This window comes from Mycobacterium conspicuum (genome assembly GCF_010730195.1).
Classification (GTDB): domain Bacteria; phylum Actinomycetota; class Actinomycetes; order Mycobacteriales; family Mycobacteriaceae; genus Mycobacterium; species Mycobacterium conspicuum.
In genome coordinates this window covers 4,995,708-5,020,178 of sequence record NZ_AP022613.1, presented here as the reverse complement: position 1 = coordinate 5,020,178, position 24,471 = coordinate 4,995,708, and the positions used below count along the sequence as shown (strand labels likewise).

27 protein-coding genes and 1 pseudogene are annotated in these 24,471 nt (G+C 65.5%); 13 read left to right on the top strand and 15 right to left on the bottom strand.

Going from position 1 to position 24,471, the window contains the following annotated elements:
- Positions 1–3 precede the first annotated feature (3 nt).
- Genes G6N66_RS22945 through G6N66_RS22935 form a run of 3 tightly spaced genes read right to left on the bottom strand, consistent with a single transcriptional unit; the run spans position 4 to position 2,143 of the window.
- The gene (locus G6N66_RS22945) at positions 4–327 is read right to left on the bottom strand and encodes a hypothetical protein (RefSeq protein WP_085234610.1); all 324 of its coding nucleotides are present in this window, start codon (positions 325–327) and stop codon (positions 4–6) included.
- Entirely contained in the window at positions 311–1,588 is a 1,278-nt protein-coding gene (locus tag G6N66_RS22940) for an aromatic ring-hydroxylating oxygenase subunit alpha (RefSeq protein WP_085234609.1), read from the bottom strand. The genes G6N66_RS22945 and G6N66_RS22940 overlap by 17 nt, the downstream gene beginning before the upstream one ends.
- 24 nt (positions 1,589–1,612) lie before the next feature.
- Positions 1,613–2,143, bottom strand: coding sequence for a carboxymuconolactone decarboxylase family protein (locus G6N66_RS22935; RefSeq protein ID WP_085234608.1), 531 nt, complete (start codon positions 2,141–2,143; stop codon positions 1,613–1,615).
- A 434-nt stretch (positions 2,144–2,577) separates the two neighbouring features.
- Between G6N66_RS22935 and G6N66_RS22930 the strand changes: the two genes are divergently transcribed.
- From G6N66_RS22930 to G6N66_RS22890, 9 genes are all read left to right on the top strand, one after another.
- The gene (locus G6N66_RS22930) at positions 2,578–3,876 is read left to right on the top strand and encodes an amidohydrolase family protein (RefSeq protein WP_085234607.1); all 1,299 of its coding nucleotides are present in this window, start codon (positions 2,578–2,580) and stop codon (positions 3,874–3,876) included.
- Positions 3,877–3,950: 74 nt separating this feature from the next.
- Positions 3,951–5,117, top strand: coding sequence for an acyl-CoA dehydrogenase family protein (locus G6N66_RS22925; RefSeq protein ID WP_085234606.1), 1,167 nt, complete (start codon positions 3,951–3,953; stop codon positions 5,115–5,117).
- A gap of 5 nt (positions 5,118–5,122) precedes the next feature.
- On the top strand, positions 5,123–5,935 hold the full coding sequence (locus tag G6N66_RS22920; protein ID WP_085234605.1) for an enoyl-CoA hydratase/isomerase family protein: 813 nt from the start codon (positions 5,123–5,125) through the stop codon (positions 5,933–5,935).
- Between the two features lie 4 nt (positions 5,936–5,939).
- The gene (locus G6N66_RS22915) at positions 5,940–7,088 is read left to right on the top strand and encodes a thiolase family protein (RefSeq protein WP_085234604.1); all 1,149 of its coding nucleotides are present in this window, start codon (positions 5,940–5,942) and stop codon (positions 7,086–7,088) included.
- Positions 7,089–7,193: 105 nt separating this feature from the next.
- Positions 7,194–7,844, top strand: a complete 651-nt coding sequence (locus tag G6N66_RS22910; protein WP_085234603.1) for a TetR/AcrR family transcriptional regulator — start codon at positions 7,194–7,196, stop codon at positions 7,842–7,844.
- Positions 7,841–8,371, top strand: a complete 531-nt coding sequence (locus G6N66_RS22905) for a hypothetical protein (protein ID WP_085234602.1) — start codon at positions 7,841–7,843, stop codon at positions 8,369–8,371. Before G6N66_RS22910 ends, G6N66_RS22905 begins: the two co-directional genes overlap by 4 nt.
- A gap of 106 nt (positions 8,372–8,477) precedes the next feature.
- Complete coding sequence (locus G6N66_RS22900) at positions 8,478–9,761, top strand: cytochrome P450 (protein ID WP_085234601.1); 1,284 nt, start codon at positions 8,478–8,480, stop codon at positions 9,759–9,761.
- Entirely contained in the window at positions 9,758–9,946 is a 189-nt protein-coding gene (locus G6N66_RS22895; RefSeq protein ID WP_085234600.1) for a ferredoxin, read from the top strand. Before G6N66_RS22900 ends, G6N66_RS22895 begins: the two co-directional genes overlap by 4 nt.
- Before the next feature lie 41 nt (positions 9,947–9,987).
- Positions 9,988–10,272, top strand: coding sequence for a DUF1330 domain-containing protein (locus G6N66_RS22890; RefSeq protein ID WP_085234599.1), 285 nt, complete (start codon positions 9,988–9,990; stop codon positions 10,270–10,272).
- Positions 10,273–10,298: 26 nt separating this feature from the next.
- On the opposite strand, the gene G6N66_RS22885 is transcribed toward G6N66_RS22890, so the two are convergent.
- The 5 genes from G6N66_RS22885 to G6N66_RS22865 all read right to left on the bottom strand — a co-directional run bounded on the left by G6N66_RS22885 (position 10,299) and on the right by G6N66_RS22865 (position 14,797).
- Positions 10,299–10,490: a ferredoxin gene (locus tag G6N66_RS22885; RefSeq protein WP_085234598.1), complete on the bottom strand. Its 192-nt coding sequence runs from the start codon at positions 10,488–10,490 to the stop codon at positions 10,299–10,301.
- Positions 10,487–11,689, bottom strand: a complete 1,203-nt coding sequence (locus tag G6N66_RS22880) for a cytochrome P450 (protein ID WP_085234597.1) — start codon at positions 11,687–11,689, stop codon at positions 10,487–10,489. The genes G6N66_RS22885 and G6N66_RS22880 overlap by 4 nt, the downstream gene beginning before the upstream one ends.
- A gap of 156 nt (positions 11,690–11,845) precedes the next feature.
- The gene (locus tag G6N66_RS22875) at positions 11,846–12,733 is read right to left on the bottom strand and encodes an alpha/beta hydrolase (protein WP_179968308.1); all 888 of its coding nucleotides are present in this window, start codon (positions 12,731–12,733) and stop codon (positions 11,846–11,848) included.
- Positions 12,730–14,394: a thiolase C-terminal domain-containing protein gene (locus G6N66_RS22870; RefSeq protein WP_085234596.1), complete on the bottom strand. Its 1,665-nt coding sequence runs from the start codon at positions 14,392–14,394 to the stop codon at positions 12,730–12,732. Before G6N66_RS22870 ends, G6N66_RS22875 begins: the two co-directional genes overlap by 4 nt.
- A 91-nt stretch (positions 14,395–14,485) precedes the next feature.
- The gene (locus G6N66_RS22865; protein WP_085234595.1) at positions 14,486–14,797 is read right to left on the bottom strand and encodes a hypothetical protein; all 312 of its coding nucleotides are present in this window, start codon (positions 14,795–14,797) and stop codon (positions 14,486–14,488) included.
- 123 nt (positions 14,798–14,920) lie between these two features.
- Here G6N66_RS22865 and G6N66_RS22860 point away from each other — a divergent pair, with 123 nt between their 5' ends.
- The 3 genes and pseudogenes from G6N66_RS22860 to G6N66_RS22850 all read left to right on the top strand — a co-directional run bounded on the left by G6N66_RS22860 (position 14,921) and on the right by G6N66_RS22850 (position 17,536).
- Positions 14,921–15,826, top strand: a complete 906-nt coding sequence (locus G6N66_RS22860; RefSeq protein ID WP_085234594.1) for an NAD-dependent epimerase/dehydratase family protein — start codon at positions 14,921–14,923, stop codon at positions 15,824–15,826.
- A pseudogene (locus G6N66_RS22855) lies at positions 15,826–16,567 on the top strand (hypothetical protein). Before G6N66_RS22860 ends, G6N66_RS22855 begins: the two are co-directional and overlap by 1 nt.
- Before the next feature lie 12 nt (positions 16,568–16,579).
- On the top strand, positions 16,580–17,536 hold the full coding sequence (locus G6N66_RS22850; RefSeq protein ID WP_085234593.1) for an LLM class F420-dependent oxidoreductase: 957 nt from the start codon (positions 16,580–16,582) through the stop codon (positions 17,534–17,536).
- Between the two features lie 11 nt (positions 17,537–17,547).
- Here G6N66_RS22850 and G6N66_RS22845 read toward each other — a convergent pair whose 3' ends face one another.
- The 3 genes from G6N66_RS22845 to G6N66_RS22835 are packed head-to-tail and all read right to left on the bottom strand — an operon-like array spanning position 17,548 to position 20,330.
- Entirely contained in the window at positions 17,548–18,723 is a 1,176-nt protein-coding gene (locus G6N66_RS22845) for an acyl-CoA dehydrogenase family protein (protein WP_085234592.1), read from the bottom strand.
- 6 nt (positions 18,724–18,729) lie between these two features.
- Positions 18,730–19,026 carry a ferredoxin gene (locus G6N66_RS22840; protein ID WP_085234591.1) on the bottom strand — a complete coding sequence of 99 codons (297 nt, stop codon included), beginning with the start codon at positions 19,024–19,026 and terminating at the stop codon, positions 18,730–18,732.
- Positions 19,023–20,330 carry an NADH-ubiquinone oxidoreductase-F iron-sulfur binding region domain-containing protein gene (locus G6N66_RS22835; protein WP_085234590.1) on the bottom strand — a complete coding sequence of 436 codons (1,308 nt, stop codon included), beginning with the start codon at positions 20,328–20,330 and terminating at the stop codon, positions 19,023–19,025. The genes G6N66_RS22840 and G6N66_RS22835 overlap by 4 nt, the downstream gene beginning before the upstream one ends.
- 31 nt (positions 20,331–20,361) lie before the next feature.
- Between G6N66_RS22835 and G6N66_RS22830 the strand changes: the two genes are divergently transcribed.
- Positions 20,362–20,820, top strand: a complete 459-nt coding sequence (locus G6N66_RS22830) for a hypothetical protein (protein WP_085234843.1) — start codon at positions 20,362–20,364, stop codon at positions 20,818–20,820.
- A gap of 5 nt (positions 20,821–20,825) precedes the next feature.
- On the opposite strand, the gene G6N66_RS22825 is transcribed toward G6N66_RS22830, so the two are convergent.
- Genes G6N66_RS22825 through G6N66_RS22810 form a run of 4 tightly spaced genes read right to left on the bottom strand, consistent with a single transcriptional unit; the run spans position 20,826 to position 24,374 of the window.
- Positions 20,826–21,692, bottom strand: a complete 867-nt coding sequence (locus G6N66_RS22825; RefSeq protein ID WP_085234589.1) for an alpha/beta fold hydrolase — start codon at positions 21,690–21,692, stop codon at positions 20,826–20,828.
- A 15-nt stretch (positions 21,693–21,707) separates the two neighbouring features.
- Positions 21,708–22,106 (bottom strand): Rieske (2Fe-2S) protein, encoded by a 399-nt coding sequence (locus tag G6N66_RS22820; protein WP_085234588.1) that lies wholly within the window; start codon positions 22,104–22,106, stop codon positions 21,708–21,710.
- A gap of 1 nt (position 22,107) precedes the next feature.
- Entirely contained in the window at positions 22,108–23,253 is a 1,146-nt protein-coding gene (locus G6N66_RS22815) for an amidohydrolase family protein (RefSeq protein ID WP_085234587.1), read from the bottom strand.
- A 29-nt stretch (positions 23,254–23,282) separates the two neighbouring features.
- The gene (locus G6N66_RS22810; RefSeq protein WP_085234586.1) at positions 23,283–24,374 is read right to left on the bottom strand and encodes an amidohydrolase family protein; all 1,092 of its coding nucleotides are present in this window, start codon (positions 24,372–24,374) and stop codon (positions 23,283–23,285) included.
- Between the last annotated feature and the right edge of the window lie 97 nt (positions 24,375–24,471).

Genomic DNA, 24,471 nt, shown 5'->3' with positions numbered 1-24,471 from the left:
CTTCTAAATCACCGGCTCCCGGGTCACCTCAACCCACGCCGCACCGCTGTCGGGGACGCGCGGCTGCTTCCACGCCTCGATCGGAAACGACACCATCACCAACGATTGCATCATGTGCATCAGGGTCTTGGCGTCGTCGGGCAGGTCGTCGAGCGGGAACTTGTCGCAGTACGCGATCACGTCGTTCAACCGGGGGAACGCAACGTCATAGAACGCCTGCATCTCGGCCATCGTCGAAGCCAGCCGCTTGGCGTAGCGCTCGGGCTCGGTGGCCAGGTCCCAGTCCAAAAACGGCTGAAGAGCCTCGAATTCAGACGGTAACGGCATTGCGCTGGTGCTCCTTGACGTAGTTGGCTGTCGTGTGGTGCAGATGGCGGATCAGGATTTCCTGGTCGCACAGCAGGAACTCCTTGACGGCCCGGGTACCGATCATGGTCTGGGTCGCCTCCAGGGTGTTGGCGTCCTGCAGCGCGTACTCCTTGAACGTCACCGCGGCCAGCTCCTGGGCCAGACGTTCGCGCGCGTTGCGCGGCGGCACGAAATACAGCGTGGACTCGAAGATGTGCTTGTCCACCGCGGTGGGCCAGTAGTGGTAGGTCAAAAACCAGCCCGGCTCCCAGATCAGCAGCATGAAGTTGGGGTAGAACAGCCACGAGTCGATACCCCACTGCGGCACTCGCTTGACGTTGACACCCGGCGGCAGCTCCAAGTTCTCGATGATCTCCGGCTTGTCCCAGGGACCGAACAGTCCACTGCGCAGCACCTGGTCCATCGGCTTGACCATGCTCATGTCCACCGGCGGTGCCTGACCACCCCACGTCGACTGCAAGTTGTGCGGGCCGGCCAGCTCATAGTGCAGCGCTTCGTAGCCGTACTTCTGAATCTTTGCGGCTTCTTCCTTGGTGTACTGGCCCTGGTGCAGGATCGGCGCGTGGTAGAACTCGACGAACGCGTCGATGAACAGCTTCCAGTTGCTGCCCACCTCGGCCCGGTAGGAGTAGGTCTCGGTCATCTCGCCGAAGGGGTAGCCCTCGATGCTCTTGGCCAGCGGTCCGAGGTAGTCGACCAGCGGCGCCGCGTTGTCGTCGAAATTGATGAAGATGAAGCCTTCCCACACCTCGCAGCGCACGGGTGCGAGCCCGTAGTTGCCCTTGTCGACGTTGAAGAATTCGTCCTCCTGCTGGATGAACGTCAACTCGCCGTCCAGGCTGTAGCGCCAGGCGTGGTACTTACAGGTGAACTGCCGGCAGGTGCCGGAGGTCTCCTCATGCGGAAAGTCGTTCCACACCAACTTGTTTCCCCGGTGCCGACAGACATTGTGGAACGCCTTGACCGCGCCGTCCTTGGTCTTGACGATGATCGCCGACGTGCCCGGGCCGACCGAGGGCAACTCCCTGGTGAAGTAGCTGCCGGTGCGCGGCAGGCGATTGACCCGCCCGACGTTGAGCCACTGCTTTTTGAAGATCGCCTCGCGCTCGGCCTCGAAGAATGCCGGATCGATGCAGTCGGTGTAGTCGACCGGTTCCGTGCCCAGCTCGGGGTAGTTTTCGGTCCAGCTGCCAGCAGCTGGTTTAGGAAAGTGGGGCAATGTTCTTACCTCTCTTTTGGAACGTTATTCGTGGCCGCCGTGGGCTGAAGCGTCTTCGAGCTCCACGCCAAAAGTGTTGAAAGCCATCGCCAGCAGCGCGTAACAGCCGACCGTGAAGATGAGGTCCATCCGCTGCTGGTCGTTGAGGCGCTCGCCGAGTGCCGCCCAGGTCTCGTCGGACATCTGCGACTTCTCTTCGAGTTCGTCGACCGCAGTGATCACCACCCGATCGAAGGGATCGGCGGCTTCGCCTTTTTTGACCGCCGCGATCTGGTCATCGGTGATGCCCTCGTCCTTGGCCATGCGGACGTGGTGAGACCACTCGTAGGCGCAGTCGCGACGGTGTGCGACGCGCAGGATGGCGAGTTCGCGGATGCGCGCCGGCAGCGTGGATGACGTCAACAGGTGGACGTTGAAGCGAAGAAAGGCCTTGGCCAGCGCGGGGTGGTGGGCGAACGTGCTGAGCGCGTTGTTGGTATCCGCGCCCCGCATCGCCGAGAGCGCCTGCCGGGTAGCCTCGTCCCACTGATCAGCAGGCAACGGCGACAGGCGCATCCACTCTTCCTTTCAGGGGACTCTCGGCTGAAGAGAATCATATTCTCATTTCTAACCAATAGACTTGCATGATTCGCACAATTGGTCAATGCCGACGGGGGGTGATCCGCACTGGTGGACCCCCGATCGCGCGCCCGCGCCGGGCGTTGCGTCGCCGCGCCGTGCTCGGCGGCCGCTCAGACGGCCAGTCGTCACGCCCGGCTCGCGGCCTCCGGGGCGGCCGCGCTGAACCGCGATTTCCGCCGGGACGCTCGCGCACGCGAAGGGCCGATCAGCCCTAATATTTGTTCCGCGATGACCTCGGCGTATCGGCCCGGCGGACCTCATGAATGTTGATTCTCACTTCGCGAGAAGATAGTTTTCAAGGAAGCGGGCTTCGGGGCAGACGCCGGCTTCCGACAGCTTCGGGAGCAGATTCCTGAGAGGAAACGGTCATGAACAAAGAAGACATGATGCTGATCAGTGTGGACGACCACACTGTCGAGCCACCGGACATGTTCAAGAACCACCTGGCGAAGAAGTACATCGACGACGCGCCCCGGCTGGTGCACAACGCCGACGGCTCGGACATGTGGAAGTTCCGCGACACAGTGATCCCCAACGTCGCGCTGAACGCGGTCGCCGGCCGGCCAAAGGAGGAGTACGGCATCGAGCCGACGGGCCTCGACGAGATCCGGCCGGGTTGCTACAACGTGGACGAGCGCATCAAGGACATGAACGCCGGCGGCATCCTGGCCTCGATCTGCTTCCCGTCGTTCCCGGGCTTTGCCGGCCGCCTGTTCGCCACCGAGGACAGCGACTTCTCGATCGCACTGGTGCAGGCCTACAACGACTGGCACATCGACGAGTGGTGCGGGGCGTACCCGGCCCGGTTCATTCCCATGGCGATACCGGTGATCTGGGACGCCGAGGCGTGCGCCGCCGAGGTGCGCCGGGTGTCGAAGAAGGGTGTGCATGCGCTCACCTTCACCGAGAATCCCGCGGCGATGGGCTACCCCAGCTTCCACAACGAGTACTGGAATCCGTTGTGGGAAGCGTTGTGCGACACCAACACCGTGATGAACGTCCACATCGGGTCCTCGGGCCGGCTGGCGATCACCGCGCCCGATGCGCCGATGGACGTGATGATCACGCTGCAGCCGATGAACATCGTGCAGGCCGCGGCCGACCTGCTGTGGTCGGCACCGATCAAGAAGTACCCCGACCTCAAGATTGCCCTGTCCGAGGGCGGCACCGGGTGGATCCCGTACTTTCTGGAGCGCGCCGACCGCACCTTCGAAATGCACTCCACCTGGACGCATCAGAACTTCGGCGGCAAGTTGCCGTCCGAGGTGTTCCGCGACCACTTCCTGACTTGCTTCATCAGCGACAAGGTCGGCGTGGCGCTGCGCAACATGATCGGCATCGACAACATCTGCTGGGAAGCCGACTACCCGCACAGCGACTCGATGTGGCCGGGCGCGCCCGAAGAGCTCTGGGATGTGTTGAGCATCAACAACGTTCCCGACGATGAAATCAACAAGATGACCTACGAGAACGCCATGCGGTGGTACTCGTTCGACCCGTTCACCCACATCTCGCGGGAACAGGCGACCGTCGGTGCGCTGCGCAAGGCCGCCGAGGGGCACGACGTGTCCATCAAGGCGGCGGGCCACGACAAGGACAGCCGGGCCGGAGGCTCCTTCGCCGACTTCGCGGCCAACGCGAAAGCCCTTACCGGCAATAAGGACTGACCGCACCATCGGACTAGCCTGAGCGCCGGTGCCTGTAACTGACTGAAGGAGATCGAGCTGTGCCCGGCGGTGGAATGAATTTCGAGCTGACCGACGACCAGGAGCTGATTCGCAAGTCGGTCGCCGAATTGGCGCGGAAGTTCGACGACCAGTATTGGATGGAAAAGGACCAGGCGCACGAGTTTCCGACCGAGTTCTACAAGGCCATAGCCGACGGCGGCTGGCTCGGCATGACGATCCCGACCGAGTACGGCGGCCACGGCCTAGGGATCACCGAGGCCACCATCCTGCTCGAGGAGGTCGCCAAGTCGGGCGGCGCCATGAACGCCGCCAGCTCGATTCACCTGTCGATCTTCGGCATGCAGCCGGTGGTCGTGCACGGCTCCGACGAACTCAAGGCCCGCACATTGCCCTCCGTCGCCACCGGCGAGGTGCATGTGTGCTTCGGGGTCACCGAACCCGGTGCCGGACTTGACACTTCGCGCATCACCACGTTCGCCAAGCGCGACGGGGACCGCTACATCGTCAACGGCCGCAAGGTGTGGATCTCCAAGGCGATGGAGTCCGACAAGATCCTGCTGCTGACCCGCACCCAGAGTTACGAAGAGGTCACCAAGAAGACCGACGGGATGACGCTGTTTCTCACCGATCTCGATCGCAGCCGCGTCGAGATAAGACCGATTCGCAAGATGGGTCGCAACGCGGTGAGCTCCAACGAGTTGTTCATCGACAATCTGGAGATTCCCGTCGAAGATCGAGTTGGCGAGGAAGGCAAGGGTTTTCAGTACATACTCGATGGCCTGAACCCGGAGCGGATGCTGATCGCCGCCGAGGCGTTGGGCATCGGCCGGGTGGCGCTGGAAAAGGCCGTGAAGTACGGCAACGAGCGCGAGGTCTTCGGTCGGCCCATCGGCATGAATCAGGGCCTGCAGTTCCCGCTCGCCGACTCGCTGGCGCGCCTCGACGCCGCCGAGTTGATGCTGCGCAAGGCCACGTGGCTCTACGACAACGGCAAACCCTGTGGCCGCGAGGCGAATACGGCAAAGTACTTGTGCGCCGACGCGGGCTTCGCTGCCGCCGATCGGGCATTGCAAACCCACGGCGGCATGGGTTATGCGGAGGAGTACCACATCACGCGCTACTTCCGTGAGGCCCGGCTGATGAAGATCGCACCGGTCAGCCAGGAAATGATCCTGAATTTCCTGGGCGCCAACGTGCTGAAACTGCCGAGAAGCTATTGACCGCTTTGAACGCGGACCCCGTGCTGCTGTCCGAAGACCGCGACGGTGTGCGCACACTGACCCTCAACCGGCCGCACCGCAAGAACGCGATCAATCCCGAACTGTGGATCGCGTTGCGCGACGCGCTCGACGCGGCCGGTCACGACCGCGGCGTGCGTGCACTCGTGATCACCGGCGCCGCCGGGAGCTTCTGCTCCGGCGCCGACATCTCGGTCCCCGAGGACATTCACCCGAGGCACAAGCTGCAGCGCTTGACCGACGTGGCGCTGGCGTTGCACGAACTTCCGATTCCGACGGTCGCCAAGGTCGCCGGGGTCGCCGTCGGCGCCGGCTGGAATCTGGCGCTGGGGTGCGATTTGGTGGTCGCGACGCCCGAATCCACGTTCTGTCAGATCTTTTCGAAAAGGGGCCTGTCGATCGACCTCGGCGGATCCTGGCTGCTGCCGAAACTCGTTGGCCTGCAACAGGCTAAGCGGCTGACGCTGCTGGCCGAAACGATCGACGCCGCCCAAGCCCGCGCACTGAACCTGGTGACGTGGGTGGTGCCGGCTGACCAGATCGACTCCTTCGTCGACGATCTCACCGACCGGTTGGCCGCGGGCCCGCCCGTCGCGCTGGCCGCCAGCAAGGCGCTGCTGAACGAAGGCGCCGACCGTACTCTGCGCGACGCGCTGGCCAACGAGGCCCGCGCGCAGACCGGCAATTTCGCCACCGCGGACGCCCAAGCCGCCTATGCCGCTTTCGCGCAACGGCGGGAGCCGTCGTTTACTGGTCGGTGGGCGTTGTCAAAATCCAGCGATTCGGAGCACTCGGAGTAGAGATATGCGTGAAACGGTCATTGTTGGGGCGGTGCGGACGCCGGTGGGGAAGCGGAACGGCGGGTTGTCCGGCATGCACGCCGCCGATCTGTCCGCGGTCGTCCTCAACGAGCTCCTGGAGCGCACCGGTGTCGATCCGGCAGTGGTCGACGACGTGATTTGGGGTTGCGTCTCCCAAGTGGGCGACCAGTCCAGCAACATCGGACGCTATGCGGTGCTGGCCGCCGGCTGGCCGGAGAGCATCCCGGGGACCACCGTGAATCGGGCGTGCGGGTCCAGCCAGCAGGCCCTCGATTTCGCGGTGCAGGCGGTGATGTCGGGGCAACAGGACGTCGTCGTGGCCGGCGGTGTCGAGGTGATGAGCCGGGTGCCACTCGGTACGGCCAGGGCGACGGGAATGCCCTACGGGCCCAAGGTCCTTGCCCGCTACGACGACTTCTCGTTCAACCAGGGGTTGTCGGCGGAGATGATCGCCAAGAAGTGGGGCTTCTCGCGGACGCAGCTCGACGAATACTCCGCGTCGTCGCACGAGCTGGCCGCCGCGGCCCAGGACGGCGGCGCCTTCACCGACCAGATCGTCCCGGTCTTTGTCGACGACGGCGATATCGTGACCGCCGACGAGGGCGTGCGCCGCGGGACCAGCGTCGAGAAGCTGGCCGGGCTGAAGCCGGCGTTCACCGAGGACGGGGTGATCCACGCGGGCAACTCCTCGCAAATCTCCGACGGCGCGGCCGCGCTGCTGGTGACCACGGCGGAGATGGCGCTCCAACTCGGGCTGACCCCGCTGGTGAGGTACCGGGCCGGCGCGGTCACCGGCGCGGACCCGGTGCTGATGCTGACCGGACCGATCCCGGCGACCGAGAAGGTTCTGGCCAAGGCCGGGATCGCGTTATCCGAAGTCGGCGTCTTCGAGGTGAACGAAGCCTTCGCGCCGGTGCCGCTGGCCTGGCTCGCCGAAACCGGGGCCGACCGGCAGCGGATGAACCCGCTCGGCGGCGCGATCGCGCTCGGCCACCCGCTCGGCGCCTCCGGTGCGGTGCTGATGACGCGCATGGTCCACCACATGCGTGACCACGGCATTCGTTACGGGCTGCAGACCATGTGCGAAGGCGGCGGAACCGCCAACGCCACGGTGGTCGAACTCGTCACTTAGCCCGCGCGGCCCGCGCGGCCGCCCGCCTGGCAACGACGACCTTGCCGCGGCCGGGAAACCAACCTACTGTGTGTTCAGTTGGTTAGTTTTGCCGAATGGAGTCAGGTGCCCGCCGCACGGCCGTACGACGCGCTTCTCGCCAAGGGCGAGGACCGCAAGCAACGGATCCTCGCGGTGGCGCAGCGGCTCCTGACGCGAAATGGCTGGCGCAACACCACACTGGCCCAGATCGCCGGCGAAGCCGGGGTTACTCCCGCGGGATTGCTGCACCACTTCGAATCCAAGGAGCAGTTGCTGCACGCCGTGCTCGACGCACGTGACTTCGACGACGAGACCCATGCCGACCGGGGCGGCGATCTGTTCGGCGAGATCGCTCAGGTGGCCGATCGTTTCGACCGCGCGCCCGAACTGATCGGCACGTTCACCGTGCTGCTGGCGGAGAACATCCTTCCGGAGGCTCCGCTGCACGACCGCCTGCTGGCCAGGCACCGGGATGCGATCGACATCGTCGCCGCGGCCATCCGCCGCGGTCAGGCCGCCGGTCAGTACCGCGCCGACCTGAACCCCGCCGTCAAGGCGGTCGAAATTCTCGCCTTCGTCCACGGAATGGAAACAATATGGTTGCTCGACCCGTCGATACCCCTGACAGAGGTGTTCAAGGAGTACGCCGAGGCGCTGGCGCGCGACTTCGCACCGCCAAGCCACAACGCCCAGACGTCCCTGACGTCCCCGAGGTCCCAGACAACCCAGACATGAGGTATCGGCTGCACGTCGTGGCCGCCGACGTCGCCGACGTGGTGCGGTTCGCCGGCGGGTGGCTCTTCGACCGTGCGATGGCGGGATGGGATGTCACGGTTCTCCTCGTCGACCACCCCGATGATCGGCCGTTGAAGATCCTCGGTGCGCGGACGCTCGACTTGGAAGAGGCCCTGGCCACCATCGATTCCGGGGCCGACAACGGCCCCCGGCCCCAAGCGCTCGCGGCCGCGGCCGATCTGTTCGGATGCGACGCGCGGGTGCGGCAAGGAGTTCTGCGGGCCCTTGATCAGGGCGTCACCGAGGTCACGCTGTGGGGAGAGACCTGGCCGTCCGAGCTCGATGACAGCGTTGGCCTGGTACAGCACCGGCTGAGCACGGCCGCGCAGACCTTCAAAGCCCAGGCGCTGGCCGCCGTCTTTAACGTCGGCGAGGTACCGCAGAGTTCGGTCGGTCACACCGAAACATTCCGCAGCGGGCTGCTGGCGTGGCCCTCGGTAGCAGCCGATTTGATTCCCGCCGGCTAGCGACCCGCTCACGGCAGCCGTCGTTGACGGAGATCATGCCGTGTGGAAATCTAATACTCATCTCTGAGAGGATCATTCTCACTGCTGAGATTCGAAACGGAGCACGATGGCGAACGACTTCTCCAAGATGGACTTTTTTCGCGGCAAAGAGCTCATCGAGGACCCCTACCCCTACTACGAGTCGCTGCGGCAGCAATGCCCCGTGACAAAAGAAGCGCACCATGGCGTGACCATGGTGACGGGCTGGGACGAAGCCTGCGCCGTGCTGAACGACGCCGAGACGTGGTCGTCATGCATCTCGGTGACCGGGCCGTTCCCCGGCTTTCCGGTATCCCTGGAAGGCCTGGGGGACTCTGACATCACCGAGCTGATCAAAGAGCATCGTGACGAGCTGCCGTTCAGCGATCAGCTGCCCACGCTCGATCCGCCGACCCACACCGACCACCGCTCGTTGCTGATGCGGCTGATCACGCCCAAGCGCCTCAAGGAGAACGAGGACGCCATGTGGGCGCTGGCCGACCAGGCCCTCGACGATTTCCTGGCGCCCGGCCACGGCGAATGGATCAAGGGCTTCTCCGGCCCGTTCACGCTGCTGGTGATCGCCGACCTGCTGGGTGTGCCGATGGAGGATCGCGACAAGTTCGTCAAGGGCATCGCCGAACACGCGGGCGGCGGAATCGGGGGAACCGGCAAGGAATCGCTGGCGCACAGCCCGCTCGAATTCCTTTACGGTCTGTTCTCCGACTACGTCCGCGACCGTCGCACTGCGCCTCGCGACGACGTGTTGACCGGCCTTGCGAGCGCCACCTTCCCGGACGGCACCATTCCCGAAGTCGAAGACGTGGCGCGCGTTGCGGCCAATGTCTTCTCAGCGGGCCAGGAAACCACCGTGCGGCTGCTCGGCGCTTCGCTGCAGACGCTGGGGGAGCGGCCCGACATTCAGGCGCAATTACGTAAAGACCGCAGCCTGATCCCCAACTTCATCGAGGAGTCGTTGCGCTATGAGAGCCCGGTCAAGGGGGACTTCCGGATGAACCGGGTGCCGGTCAATGTCGGTGGTGTGGACCTGCCGGCCGGCACCACCGTGATGATCGTGCAGGCGGCCGCGAACCGCGATCCGCGCCGGTTCGAAGACCCTGCCACATTCGACCCGGGCCGCAAAAACGCGCGGCAGCACATCTCGTTCGGACGCGGGATCCACAGCTGCCCCGGCGCGCCGTTGGCGCGCGCCGAGACCCGGGTGGCGATCGAGCGGCTGCTCGACCGGACCTCCGACATCCGCATCGACGAGCGTATGCACGGCCCGGCCAATGACCGCCGCTACCAATATGTTCCGACCTATATTTTGCGCGGCCTGACCGAATTGCACCTGGAGTTCACGCTGGCATGAAAGTCTGGGTCGACGATTCGCGTTGTCGTGGTCATGGTGTGTGTGTCACGCTGTGCGCCGATGTGTTCAGCCTGACCGACGACGGATATGCGGTGGCCATAGATTCCGATGTGCCAACGGAATTGGAGGCCGACGCGCACGAAGCCATCCAGTGCTGCCCCGAGCAGGCCATCAGCGAGACCTGATCAGCAATCCTGGAAAACCCCTGGAAAATAAGGAGTTTCGAGTGCCAAAGGGATATGTCATCCTCACCGAGGCCATCAAGGATCCGGAGGGCATGAAGGCCTACGGCAAGGCGGCGGGGTCGGCCATGGGCGGAGTCAAGGTCCTCGCGGTGGATACCGACCCCAAGGTCCTCGAAGGCACGTGGCACGGCGACCAGACCGTCGTGCTCGAATTCGAATCGGTCGATGCCGCCCGCGCGTGGTACGAGTCCGAGGCTTACCAAGCGGCGGCGAAACTGCGGCAGGCGGCCGCCGATTGCAACGCCGTCATCCTCTCCGGCTTCTGACTTTCCCGAGCAGACGCTCGCGGGGACTACTCCTTGATGGAAATCGCCTGCCGGGGGCATTGCCGGACCGCTTCACGCACCAAAGCTTCGTTCTCCGGCGTCACCTCTGGCTGCAGCACCGTTAGCATGTCGTCGTCCCCCAGATGGAAGACCTCGGGGATGATGCCCATGCACACTCCGTTGCTTTCGCACAGATCCCAATCGACTTCAATTCTCATCTCAGCACCTTCACCGGCACGTTCTGCCAGCCCATCACGTTTTGCATTTGGACGCGTTTGCAACCCTCCCAGTCCACCTCGAACCTGGGCATGAAATCAAGCAGCTTCTCCAGCGCGATCGCGGCCTCCATGCGGGCCAGCGCGGCCCCCAGGCAACTGTGAATCCCGTAGCCGAATCCCATGTTCTGCGCTTCAGTGCGATCGCGATCGACGTCGAACTTGTCGGGATCCGTCCACGCCTCGGGGTCGCGGTTGGCTGCGCCGTTGATGAGGAAAATCGGCTTGCCGGCCGGGATCGTGACGCCGTGCAGCTCGACGTCTTTCATCGAGCGGCGGACCTGATATTGCGAGGGCGCCTCGTAGCGCAGCAGTTCTTCGACGGCCGCGGGAATTTTGCTGCGGTCGTCGAGAAGCTTCTGCCACTGCTCGGGGAAGCGGGAGAACACCACCGGCGCATTGCCGACCAGTTTGGTGACGGTCTCGGCGCCGGCGCCGCCCAATAGCGTTGCGAACCCGGTGATTTCCATGTCGTCGAGCTTGGTGGTCTGGCCGTCCTCGCGTTCGATCTCGGCCTCCATCAGCCTGGTGAACAGGTCGTCGCGCGGGTCGTCGCGGCGCTCCTTGACCAGGTCGTAGTACAACATCGCCGTGTTGATGTTGGCTTGCATGCCCTCTTCGCCGACTTCGACCTGCCCGGGCTCGCGGGTCAGCGACACGTCGATCCAGTGCCGCACCTTCTGCGCGTGCTCCTCCGGCACCCCCAACATCGTGGTGATGACCTCGACGGGGAACGGGCCGGAGAACTCCTGCACCGCATCAAAGCCGTCGGGGTTGACCTTGCTGAGGTACTTGTCGACTTTCTCGACGACCATCTCCCGCTGGGACTGGATGGCGCGGGGGGTGAAGACCTTGTTGAGCAGGCTGCGCATGTGGCGATGGTCGGGAGGGTCCATGAAGATGATCGACTGCGGCGGCCGCTGCCCCGAGCGCACCATCGACAGGTCGATGCCGTAGGCCGACGAGTACGTTTCAAAATCCTTCAGACCCGCCGCCACGTCGGCGTGCCGAGTGAGCGCGTAGAAGTCGTACTGCTCGTTGTAGTAGACCGGCGCTTCCTCCTGCATGCGCCGGTACGTGTCCCAGGCGCCGTTCCAAAAATCCATGCCGAACGGATCGAAGACGATCTTCGAGGTGGTCATTGCATACTCCTGGCTGAAGAGTCGCGGGCTGTAACCGTTACAGCTGAAGGCTTGACTGTAATGCTAACGGTAGACGGTCGATGGCGACACAGAAAGCGCCGTAAGCGGCCGAGTCCTCCGCACCGGCTGCCCAATCCGCGATGAATCCGATACGCATCAACCGGCCTCTTCGGTCGTCGAGGGCGCCTCCGGCAGCCCGGCGGCGCATTCGTCCACGAACGCCAAGACCTTGCGGTGGTAGTCGGGCGCGCTGTATCCGAGGCTGATGTTGTGTCCGGCCTCCGGCTGTCGGTTGACGGTGAACCGCGGCGAGCCGGAGAACAGTCCGGTGATCTCTGCCACCGCGGAATCGTCTGTCTGCCAGACCTTTTCGTACTCCGCGATGCTGAACTGCACCGGCACCCGGATGGCGGGGGCCAGCGCCGGGAAGGTTTGCCGGGCCCAGTCCGACACCATCTGGTCCTCGTAGGACGGGGCCGACGGGGAAATGGTGGACCCGTTGAGAACCTCGGGCGGATAGAGCCGCTCGGGCGTCCACAGCATCTCGTAGATGCCCGCCGGCCGGCGTTCTCTGGTGGCCGTCTTCAAAATCTCACGGGTGGCGTGGTGGTAGTGGCGGCCCGTGCCGGCCAGCTCGATGCCGAGCAGGTCGGCGCCCCGCTCGTCGGCGGCCATCCGCATGGTGAGTTCGCAGCCGCCCGAATGGCCCATCACGAACAAACCGGCGCCGCGCGATCGCTCGCCGAGGATGCGGTCCACGGCCCCATACGCGAGGTTGACCCGCTGCTCGGGCGTGGCCATGGCGTCCGGGTACGGCGCCGAGCTGCCGTATCCGGGCCGGTCGAGCGCCACCACCGCGAATCCGGCGGCCGCGCCGGTCCGCAGCAGCGACGACGACGGGTGGCCCGGACAGTCGAAATAGACGGCGCTGGTCCCGCCGCCGTGGATCGCCAGAATCACCGCCCGAGGGTCGGGCGCTTCCGAGACCATCGCCGACATCGGCACGCCGTCGACGATCACGATCCTGGGGCGGGGAGGTGTCATGTGTCGGCCCGCAGCAACAGCACACCGCTGGGGGTCAGGCCACCGCTGCTGACTACCCCGACGCGGGCGCCGGCGACTTGGCGGTCGCCGGCCTCACCGCGCAGCTGGCTGACCGCTTCGTGCAGCAAACCCATGCCGTGCGTGCGGCCATGCGACAGCTGGCCGCCGTGCGTGTTCAGCGGCAGCAGGCCGTCACGGGCGATGTTCTTGCCGCCGTCCAAAAAGTCCTTGGCCTCGCCGATGCCGCAGAATCCCAGTGCCTCGATCCAGGACAGGCAGTTGAAGGAAAAACCGTCGTAGAGCTCGGCGACGTCGACGTCGACGGGCCGCAGCGAGGTGCGTGTCCACACGTGCGCCGCCTGACCCAGCACCTGCGGCTCGTGCGTCAAAGTGCTTTGGTCCCAATCGAGTCGCTCGATGATCTGCGTTCCCACCGCCTCGACCAGGACCGGCGGCTTGGCCAGGTCTCGGGCGGCCTCGACGGCGGACACGATGACCGCGATCGCGCCGTCACACGGCACGTCGCAGTCGTAGAGGCCGAACGGCGTGGTGATGGGCCGCGCGGTCAGATAGTCGTCCATCGTCATCGGGGAACGGTAGACGGCGGTCGGGTTGAGCTCGGCGTTGGCGCGCTGGTTCAGCGCGATCCAGCCCAGCGTTTCCTTGGTGGTGCCGTAACGGTGAAAGTGCCGCTGCGCGTTCATCGCCAAGGTGTGCGCCGCCGAGGTGGCGCCGAACGGCATCTGCCAGCCCGTCATCCGGCCCATCGATGGCATGATCTTGCCCTGCTTCATCAGCTCACCGTGGGTGGCTTCCCACAGCGTCCGGAAGCACAGCACGTGCCGGGCCAGGCCGCCGGCGACCGCGAGCATCGCGGCGATCACCGAACCGCCCGGGCCGAACGTCTCCATCGCGCCGTTGTGCCACGTCGGCCGGATGCCCAATGCGGCCTCCAGGGCCGTGGTCCCGCCTTCCCCGAAGCCGCCGACGTTGATCGCGCCGGGGTAGGTCGACAGGCCATCGATGTCGGCGTACGTCAGGCCGGCGTCGGCGATGGCCGCCTCGCAGGCCTGAATTGTCAGCGACAGCGGCAACTCCATGAGCCGGCGCCCGATCGGTGACATGCCGATCCCGGTCAGCGCGACCTTGTCCTCGAACTTCTCGGTGGTGAGCATGGGCCGGACGTGTTCGGCGAAGCGTTCGGGCGCGATCTCGTCGACCGGCAGCGGACCGGGCTCGGCGGCCTCGTTTTTCGGGATCACGCGGAACAGCGGCAGCCAGACGTCCTCGGCGTGTTCGAAGACCACCTCCACCTGTTGGCCGAGTTCGAGCTGATCGGGCTCGGCATCGACGATGTTCGTGGTCAGCCGGACCCGTGGGTCTTCCTCGATCGCGACCTGCGCGATCACGTACGGTGCCGGCATTCCCGGCAGGCTGAACCGCTCGTTGACGGTGAACCCGGCCAGCGTCGCCCGACCCGAGACGGCCCGCACGCCGATGTCGCGGGATCGGCAGTAGCGGCACACCGGCGCCGGCGGATGGATCAGCGCGGCGCAGGCCCTACATTCCTGGAACCGCAGCTTCCCGTCGGCGCCCGACGTCCAAAAGAATTCGTTTTCCTGCGTGATCAGGGGCAGCGGTCGTCCCGGTGCTGCTGACACGTGACCTCCGACGGTAGGACCGTTATACGAATCGGAGAATCACGTTATCACCGTGTTGCAGGCCTTATCGAGGCCATATCGGGCCAAAACGTCAGTACGGCACCCACGTGCCGGTGAAATAGGCGCCCCACTGGTGAAAGCCCACACTCCACATCGGTGCGTAAGGTGACCACCACGGCTTGGGCGGCGGAGGCGGCGGGATGTCCTGCCCGGCAAATGACGGCGCATACGCCGGCGGCGGGGCATACCACGCCGGCATCGGCGGCGGCGGTTTGCATTCGTTGGTCGCCCAGTTGAAGGACATGTTGGCATCGCAACCCGCCCAGCTGACTCCCGGCGCCGCGACCAGCACCGCTGCCGTCGACACGAATGCGACCGCTAGGCGACGAACAAACCACTTCATGGCAGGCCTCCCAGTGGGACCATCCCGATCTTGGCTGGCCTGAGTCTATGGAGCTATGCTCCGCGCGCGATATCAAGTACTTTACATTTGGATTCCGGGTTGACGTCATGATCGGAGTGCTGGTTGCTCGAGGCAGAGAAGATCCTGATCACGGGGGCGACGGGCAAGATTGCGTTTCCCATTGCGCGGGCACTGGCGGCCAAGAACGAGGTTTGGGGCGCCGCGCGGTTGAAGGATCCCGCCGCCCGGCAGAGGCTTGCCGACGCCGGCATCACGCCGGTCGCGCTCGACGTCAGCGCGGGCGACTTCTCAGCTCTGCCCGACGATTTCACGTACGTCTTCCACGCGGCCGTGGACACCGGCGTGAACGATTGGAGTCGTTGCGTCGAAACCAATGCGCAGATGTCTGGCGAGCTGCTCTATCACAGCCGATCCGCTAAGGGTTTCGTCTTCTGCTCAACCGGCTCGATCTACGCCTACCAGGGCCAGCGCCCGTTGACCGAGTCCGATCCGCCGGGTGTCCCGTTGCGGGCGAACTACAGCATCTCCAAGGTCGCGGCCGAGGCGGTGTGCACGTGGATCGCCAAGCGCCATCGGATTCCGCTGACGATCATCCGAATCTGTTCCACCTACGGGCCGGAGGGCGGAGCGCCCGCCGATCGTCTGGAGATGATGTTGGCGGGCAAGCCAATTCGGCTGCACCCCGACAAACCGAACAACTACAACCCCATCTACGAGGATGACTACGTGAACCTTGGCATCCGCGCCATGGAGGTCGCCGCGACGCCGCCGGTCGTGGTGAACTGGGCCGGCAGCGAGACGGTCAGCGTCGAGGACTACTGCACGTTCATGGGTGAATTGGTCGGTGTCGAGCCGATATTCGAATACACGCCCAGGGCGCACACCCCGCTGTGGCCGGACGTCACCCACATGCACGAGGTCCTCGGCCCCACGAAAGTGCCCTGGCGCGAGGGCTTTCGACGGATGATCGAAGCCCGGCACCCCGAACTTTCACTGCGGCGGCCGTGATGGAACTTCCCGGCACGCCGTCCGACGAGGTCGCCGAGATCCTCGCCGCCGGGCGCGGCGAGATCACCACTCTGTTCGTATCCATGGCGACCCGCCATCCCGACGGAACCGACGCCGACTACCTGCGTTGGCACACGCTGGACCACCGTCCGGAGCAACACCGGCTCGCCGCGGTGCGCGCCTCGCTGCGGTTGGTGTCCACGCCGGCCTGTCGCTCCGCGCGCGGTCAGCGGTGGGCCGTTGGACGCGGTCGATCACGTGATGACGTACTTCTTCACCGACCAGGCCGGCCTGACCGGGTTTAACGAGTTGTCCACTGCCCTGGGCGACGCCGGCCGCAAACTCCCCCTGCTGCCGCCGGTGGAGCGCGGCGTGTACGAGGTGCAAAGCAAGGCCGTCGCGCCCGGCGTCAAGGTCGGATCCGACGTCCTGCCCTGGCTACCCGTGCGGGGCGCATACCTGCTGGTCGAACGGGGACCGGCGGCGCTGGCCCCGCTAGCCCGAGTCGAGGGCGTGGCCGGCGTCTGGTCCGGGCTATCGCGGGAGGTCGACGCCAATTTGGCCAGCGCGCAACCGAATCAGTCGATCACGTATTGCTTCCTTGACGACGACCCGATCGCCGTCGCGGAACGACTGCGGCCGGTGCTGGCGGCCCGCTGGGCCGAGTCCGGCATCGAAGCGCTCTTTGCCGCACCGTTTTTCGCCGTGGTGCCGTATGAATGGGACCGGTATGTGCCGTAGGGAGGGGGCCGCATGCGGGTCGGTTTGATGGTGGGCTCCGACAAGGAGCGCGCGCGTGCCGACCGTCTGAGCGGGCTGATCGCCGACGGTGCCGCGGCCGAAACCGCGGGCTTCACCGCCTTTTGGATGCCGCAGGTTCCCGGCTACCTGGACGCGATGACCGCCGTGACGCTGATCGGGCAGGCCACCGGGCGCATCGAAATCGGCACGGCGGTGGTCCCGATCCAGACCCGCCATCCGCTCATCATGGCCCAACAAGCGCTCACCACGCAGGCCGCCTGCGGCGGGCGGTTCACGCTCGGTATCGGCCCGTCGCATCATTGGATCGTCGACGGCCAACTCGGACTGCCCTACGATCGCCCCGCGCGACTGCTCGGCGACTACCTCGAGGTGCTGCGCGCGTCGTTCGCCGGACCGGGCACCGTCGACGTCGACAACGGCAGCTACCGCGTGCACTCGCCGGTGGATGTCACCGACGCCGTCGACATGCCAATCTTGTTGTCCGCCTTGGGCCCGGCAATGCTGCGGCTCGCGGGCGAGCGGGCCGGCGGCACCATTCTCTGGATGGCGGACGAGCGGGCGATCGGCGACCATGTCGTCCCGCGGATCACCGCGGCGGCCACCCAGGCCGGCCGGCCCGCGCCGCGCATCGTCGCCGGTGTTCCCGTCGCCCTGTGCTCGAATAGCGAGGCGGACGTGGCCCGCGAATACGCCAGCGAGGTTCTCGGGCACGCGGACTTCTCGCCGAACTATGTGCGCCTGCTCGAGCACGGTGACGCCGAGGATGTCGGCGACACCATGGCGGCGGGCGACGAGTCGGCCATCCTGGCCCGGCTGCGCCGCTACCGCGACGCGGGTGTCACCGATCTCGCGGCGCGAATCGTCCCGCTGGGCAAGGACGCAACGCAACGCAGCGAATCGCGGCGCCGGACTTTAGCGTTTCTGTCGTCGCTGTGCCCCGCGTTGTAAATCGGTGGTAATCAGCGTGAGGGTAGGCCGAGCACTCGCTGCGCGATGATGTTGCGCTGAATCTCGGAGGTGCCGCCCGCGATCGTGCCGGCGTAGCTGCTGTTGTAGCGGGCGAACCAGCTGGCGGTGAAAAGGTTTGGCGCATAAGGGTTGTACGGGGCGGTCAGCGCGTGGTCTCGCAGGCCGTCGAGTCCCGCCGCGTCCAGGGCGTGTCTGAGTGCGCTTTGTTCGGCTTCCGAGCCGAGGACCTTGAGCACCGATAAGCCCGCGACATCGACGTCGCCGCGGGACGCCCGGCCCAGCGCGGCCGAGCCAAGCAGGCGCAGCGCGTAGTAGTCCATCACGATGGTGGCGTAGTGGTCTCGATTCACCTCGTCCGCCGGCCGGTAGTCCTCGAGCAGCTGCTCGAGCCGGTTGGCGAACGCCATCCACATCAGGGTGCGTTCGTGGCCGAGCGAGCCGTTGGCGACCTGCCACCCCCCGTGGAGCGGCCCGACTAGGTTTTCCGCGGGTACGTGCACGTCGGTGAAGAACACCTCGTTGAAGTCGAGATCGTCGCGGTCGTACACCGAGGCGAAGGGCCGACACACCACCCCGGGCGTATCGGTGCGGATGAGCAGCGCGCTGATTCCCTTGTGCTTGGGGACAGTTGAGTCGGTGCGCACGAAGGTGAGCAGGACGTCGGCGTCGTGAGCGCCGGAGGTCCAGACCTTCTGCCCGTTGACCACGAAGTGATCACCGACCAGCTCGGCGGTGGTCCGCAGCCCGGCCAGATCGGAGCCGGCGTCGGGTTCGCTCATGCCCAGTGACGCGGTCATCTCTGCGCGCAGGATCGGCACGGCCCAGCGCCGCTTCTGTTCGTCGGTCCCGAAGGACAGCAGCGACGCCGCGATGATGCCGACGCCCTGGGGATTAAAGCAGTGATAGATCCGGCGCCGCGACAGCTCCTCGCGGTGCACGAACTGCTGCAGGATGTTGGCGTTGCGCCCGCCGAATTCGGGTGGGTTGCCGGGCAGCAGCCAGCCATGGTCGAACTGGAGTCGCTGCCAGCGGCGCGACCATTCCGGTACGCCCGACGTCGATGAGGGCCGCTCGGCGGCCTGCGCCTCGGTCGGAAGGTGTTCGGCCAGAAAGCCGACGAACTCCGCGCGGAAGGCCTCTACCTCGGTGTCAAAGGTGAGTTGCACGACGGCTCAACGGGTGAAGCCCCACTCGGCTTCGCTGGACTCGGTGTTCAGGTTCTCGGCCGGATCTTCGGCGCTCGCCGAAAACGGGTGTGCGGCTTGGGGTATGCGCTCACCGCGGACGGTGATGGCGTGGACCGGGCAGTCCAGCAACGCCCGCATGACGGCGTCGCGGTCTTCGTCGGCCACCGTGCCGTCGCCGGTCAGAGAGGCGTATCCCCAGTCGTCCAGCGAGAAGTAACTTGGGGCGTGCTTGGCGCACAGGCCGAAGCCGTCGCAAACGGTGCGGTCGAGACGAATTTTCATGCTGACCTCAGCGGCTCGGCCTGGTAGGGACGGTCTGCGCGGAACGCGCCGGTGGCGCAGGATCGGCAGCTGCCGCCGAGATGGCGCCTCACCTCGTCCGGGAACTGGTCGAGCAGGGTCGCCGCGACGTTGGTGGCGGCGTCCAGTGTCGCGCAGGCGCCGCGCCCACGCAGCACCACCGACCAGCGGCGCAACCGGTCCAGGTCCTCGGTCGTTGCCACGTTGTCGCGTAGCGCCCCGGCCACGGCGGCCATCGCCGCCGTCCCGTTGAAACACGAGCCGCACTGGCCGGCGTTTTCCCGGTCGAAGTAGGCCAGCACCGACGCCGCGACCGCGACGGGGCAGTCGTCGGTGAGCACCGAAATGGCCCCGCAGCCCAGGCCGCTGCCGAGTCCGCGGAAGGTCTCATGGTCCAGGGTGGTCCGCAGGACCCGCTCGTTGAGCAGCCCGGCGAAGTAGCCGCCCATCAGCGCGCCCCGGACCTCGCCGGACGAAACACCGTGCAGGGCAAGCAGTTCGGTGAACGGCAAGCCGTGCGGAAGCTCGTAGAGAACAGGGGGTCGACCGGCTCCGGTGATGGTCGCAAGGAACGTGCCCGGCGACAGCGATGTGCCCTGCGAGCGGAACGCCGCGGCGCCGTGGCGTTGCAGGTAAGGCAGATTGGCCAGGGTTTCGACGTTGCTCACCAGGGTGGGCAGCCCGCCGACGCCTTCTTCGAACGGGCGGGGCGGCTTATCGGTCGGCTTGGCCGGGCCGCCGTTGAGCGCGCGCACCGCCGCGGTCTCTTCACCGGCCACGTATCCCGGCTCCACCATGCGGACCTCGACGGTGACCCCGCCAAGCGGGAGGGCATCGAGTTCGCTCAGCGCGGCCTCGATGCTGCGCGCCGCGTCCGCGTCGGACACGTAGACGTAGACGTGCTTGGCTTCGACGACCGCCGCGGCCAACCGCAGTCCGTCCAAAATCAGGTGCGGCCGGTTGCGCAGCAGCCAACGGTCCTTGATCGAAGCCGGCTCTCCCTCTTCGCCATTGGCGATGACGGTGGTGCCCCCGGCGATCCGGCCGTTCTCTCGGACCGCGCGCAGCTTCACCGCGAGTGGGAAGGCGGCACCGCCGCGGCCGACCAGTCCGCTGGCGTCGACCTCGGTCAACAGTTCGTCAGCGCCGGAGAGTGGCTGATAACCGTCGAGCGCGCGATACGCCGCGAGCTCCTCGCGTCCTTGCGCGTGGTGCTCGTCCAGCATCCTGGGTTCGCATCCGGGCGAGGTGGCGATCCGGATAGTCGAAGCTTGAGTGGTTTCCATGGGCTATTTCGTCATCGTTAGGCTGGCAGGCATGCGGACTGCGGTGGTGCGTGTCAATGTCGACCCGACAAGCACGCTCACGCCCGCGCAATTAGCAGAGGGCATGGAGCTGCTCCTCGGGCTCGTGGGCGAGGCAGGCGCCGGCGTCGTCGACAACACGGCGGGGCGCCGCGAGGTCGAGGTGCTCATCGCCGCCGACGATGCCGACGCGGCGAAGCGGACCGCAATCGACCTGTGCGCCAAGGCTTTCAGCACCACACCGGTGCCCGGCGTGGTCACCTTTGTCAGCAGGGGAACCGACGACGACGCCCACGGGGTGCTGTCCGCGTTCGGGCTCACCGGCGAGATCACCCGATCGCCGGGAGATGACGGCTACGACATCGTCCACGTGACGCTGCGGGAAGACGACCTGAAGCACATTCCGGAAAGCCGGGTCCACACGGCGTTGGAGGCCTCGCTCAACTGCGAGGTCCACATTCGCACGGTATAAACGCATCAGCTCCCCAGGAAGTCGAGGATCGCGGGCGCCGCCTGCACCCAGGTGTCGAACATGTTGAAGTGCTTGACCCGGCCCGCCGCGCGGTCTTCGGACGCCCGCTCCCACGCGTCCTCGGGCCAGGGCGGGTCGATGAGCTTCGAGCCCTTGATCAGGCAGCTGACTTCCAGCGATGTCCGTTTGGGGTGATCCATGTCGTTCTCGCCGCCGCGAATGATCAACGTAGGAACCTTGATCCGGTCGAACATCTCGTCCTCGACACCCGGAATCGTCTGTCCCGGCTTGGAAACGAACGCGTTCAGCCAGCGCAGCATGACCTTGAGGAACTCGTCGGAGTCGAAGTCGAGGAACCGCTGCTTGTTGGCCGGGTTCTCGGCGATGCGCTCTTTCCACTCGGTCACGTTGATCACGCCGTCCATGCCGGTACCGCGCACCGCGAGAATGCTGGGCACGATGTAGAAGGAGCCGAGCACGAAGGTGCCGTAGATGCCGCCGACGATGTTCCACACCACCAGCTTGGTGACCATCTCGGGGTAGAGCATCGTGGTCAGCATGGAATCCCTTGCCCCACCTGATCCCCCGGCGAGGATGCAGCGCTCGAAACCCAGCCCGGTGACCAGCTTGTGCAAGGTCTCGGCGCGCATGTGCGATTCGCTTTGCCCGTAGAACTGAACGTCGGAGGCACCGCAATTGGGCCGATCCCACAGCAGCACGCGGTAGCCGCCGGCGGCCAGCGCGTCGGCCAGCGGGCGCAACCCCTCGATTTCCTTGCTGAACCGGCCGCCCGGCGTCAGGGCAATGAGATCACCTGAGTCACCGAGGATTTCGTAGACGACATTTCCCCCGTTGATCTCAATTGAAGGCACGCGATCCTCCTGTGTTTAGGCCTGCACCAGAACGTCGTTGCCGACGACGCGCACCGGATAGGTACGGATACTCCATTCGGGCTTGACCGCGGTGGTACCCGTGGCCAGCTCGAAACCCCATTGGTGCCAAGGACAATAAATGTATTCCAGGTCGCGCACCATGACCGAGTCACCGGGGGCGGTCTCGTCGACGATCGTGCGTCCTCTGGCCCGCCCTGAGCACAGCGGACCGCCCTGGTGGGGGCAGTAATTCGCGATCGCGTAGAAGCTGCCGTTGACGTTGTAGACGCCGACGCCGTGACGTCCGATCGGCACCAGTTTGTGCTTGCCCGGCGGGATTTCGTCCACCGTCGCAACAACATGCTCGCGGCCCTGGGCGAGACGTGGCTCGGGCCGCTTAACTTCTTCGCTCAACTCAGAGCACCCGAACTTGGCCCTCGAGAACCGGAACGGTCTCGGGCAGGTGATAGGTCGCGATGCCGTTCTTGTACATCACCGCATCCCGGGCGTGCTTGGGCAGGTGCTTGACCAGCCAGCGCGGGTCGTCGAACGTCCAGTGCGGATAGTCCGACGAGAACAGCAGGATCTTCTCGCATTCCATCCATTCCAGGGCACGGGTCAGCTCGGTCTTGTCTTCCGGGTAGTCCAGCGGCTGGGTGGTGAACTTGATGTGGTCCTTGACGTAGTCGGATGGCTTGCGCTTGATGTCCACCCACGACTTGCGGGCTTCGTAGATCGCATCCATCCGCCACATCAGCGGCAAGATCCAGCTGAATGCGTGCTCGACGAACACGATCCGCAGCGTCGGGAAGCGGTCGAAGACGCCGTCGAAGATCAGGCTCATCACCTGATTGGCGGCCAGCAGCGAGTAGGTCACCATGAAGTCGTGGTTGTAGCTCGGGAATCCGACGGGCGGGATCGGTAGCTCGTCGTACTGGCTGCGCGACAGGTGGCAGCTGACCGTGATGTCGTGCTTGGTGGCGGCCGCCCAGATCGGGTCGTACTTGGGGTGCCCCCACGACGGCTTCGGCTCCGCCTTGATCAGGATCTGCGCCATGAAGGGGTGCCCGGCCCAGCGCTCGATTTCGCGCACGGATGCTTCGGGCTCCTCGATGGCCAGGCAGATCGAACCGCGCCACCGTTCGTGCCAGTTGTTGTGGCTGTCCAGCCAGTGATTGGCCTGCCAGTCGTTCAACGCGCACGACATCGCGTGCTGCGCCTCGGGCAGGCGGGTGGGGTAGGCGGCAGGCTCCAGGATCGCGATGTCGGAGCCCGCCTCCATGATCAGCTGGCGGAATGCCATATCCGGGTCACTGCAGGGGAATTCGCCGTTGGCCGGGAAGGAATCGACGCGCATCGCATAGCTGTGCGCGTAGTCGGGAGCGTCGTAGTAGATCAGCTCACCGACCTTACGGTTGGCGAAGTATTTGCTGCGCCACGGCTCGGGGATGTAGGGGACCAGCTCGCCGCGTTTGGGCGCCGGGTGGACATCCGAGTCGACGCACCGGACGGCTATGCGCTCGGCAGCGGGAACCCGCTCCTGCGAATGGGTCAACGTCATCTGAATCTCCTCAGTCTGCCGTGTTACTTCTACTGTGCGCCCACGCCGGCGGGGATGTCTATGCCATACAGCTGCGCCGCGTTGCGCCAGCAAATTTTTTCGCGCTGTTCGGCCGACAGCGCCCGAGGCAGCTTCGTGACATCGCCGAACTGCCAGTGCGGATAGCTGGAACCGAACATCACCATGTCTTGCTTGCCGGTGAAGCCGAACCATTCGCCCGCGAACTCGACGTCTCCGGGACCGTCGAGGCTGCCCTGGACGAAATACACGTGCTCCGGCAGGTAGTCACTCGGGATGCGCGGCGCCCACGGCGTCTGCTCCAGGTGCGGGCGGCCGAACGTGTCCATCCGCCAGATGAACGGCGTGATGAAATCCGCTGCTCCGTCGGCCCAGACGAATTTCAGGCCGTCGAACCGCTCGAACACTCCTTCGGCGATCATGTTCATCTGGTGATAGATGTAGTTGAGCGCCATGAAGCTGACGTATTGCTCGTAGGTGCGGGTGTTCCCGGACGGCGTCGGCGGAAACATGATCCCGTTGCCAACTTCGATGTGCGCGGCCACCGGGAGGCCTGCGTCCATCGCGGCCTCCCACAGCGGCCAAAACTGCGGCTTGCCGTAGAGCTCGCGGGATTGCAGCGGAACGCCGATCTGGACCACGCGTGGGTGTGCGCGCCACTTCTCGATCTCCCGCAGCGCGCCGGGGATGTCGTCGGGATTGATCCGGATGGTGCCGCGGAATCGGTCGCCGAACTGCTCGTGCTCGAGCCAGCGTGACACCATCATCTCGTTGTGCGCGGCGTGCAGCGCGCTGCCCAGATGCCGGTCCGGCATGATGCCGCGGCCCATCGGGTGCAGGACCGCCACGTCGACCCCGCGTTTCGAAAACAGTTCCTGGGCAACGAATTCCGGGTCCGAACCCGGGTACTGGCGGTCCGGCCCCTCGGTCCCGGGTGCGTACTCGCCGCCCGGTGCTCCGTACCAGTCCATCTCATAGTCGGGGAAACCGCGGCTCTTGAACGGCTCACGCAGCGTGGACCGCAGGTCCTTGTTGGACCCGAAGAAGATGTGCACGCTCGCGTCGATGACGGGCGTGCGGGTTCCGTCAGCGTGTTCGATCACGACAGCCACCCTTCGGTTGCGGTAGCCAAAGCCAGCCCCACGGGCTCATATGATAGATAATCTAACATTCTCATCGACGGTCCATCAATCGAATTGC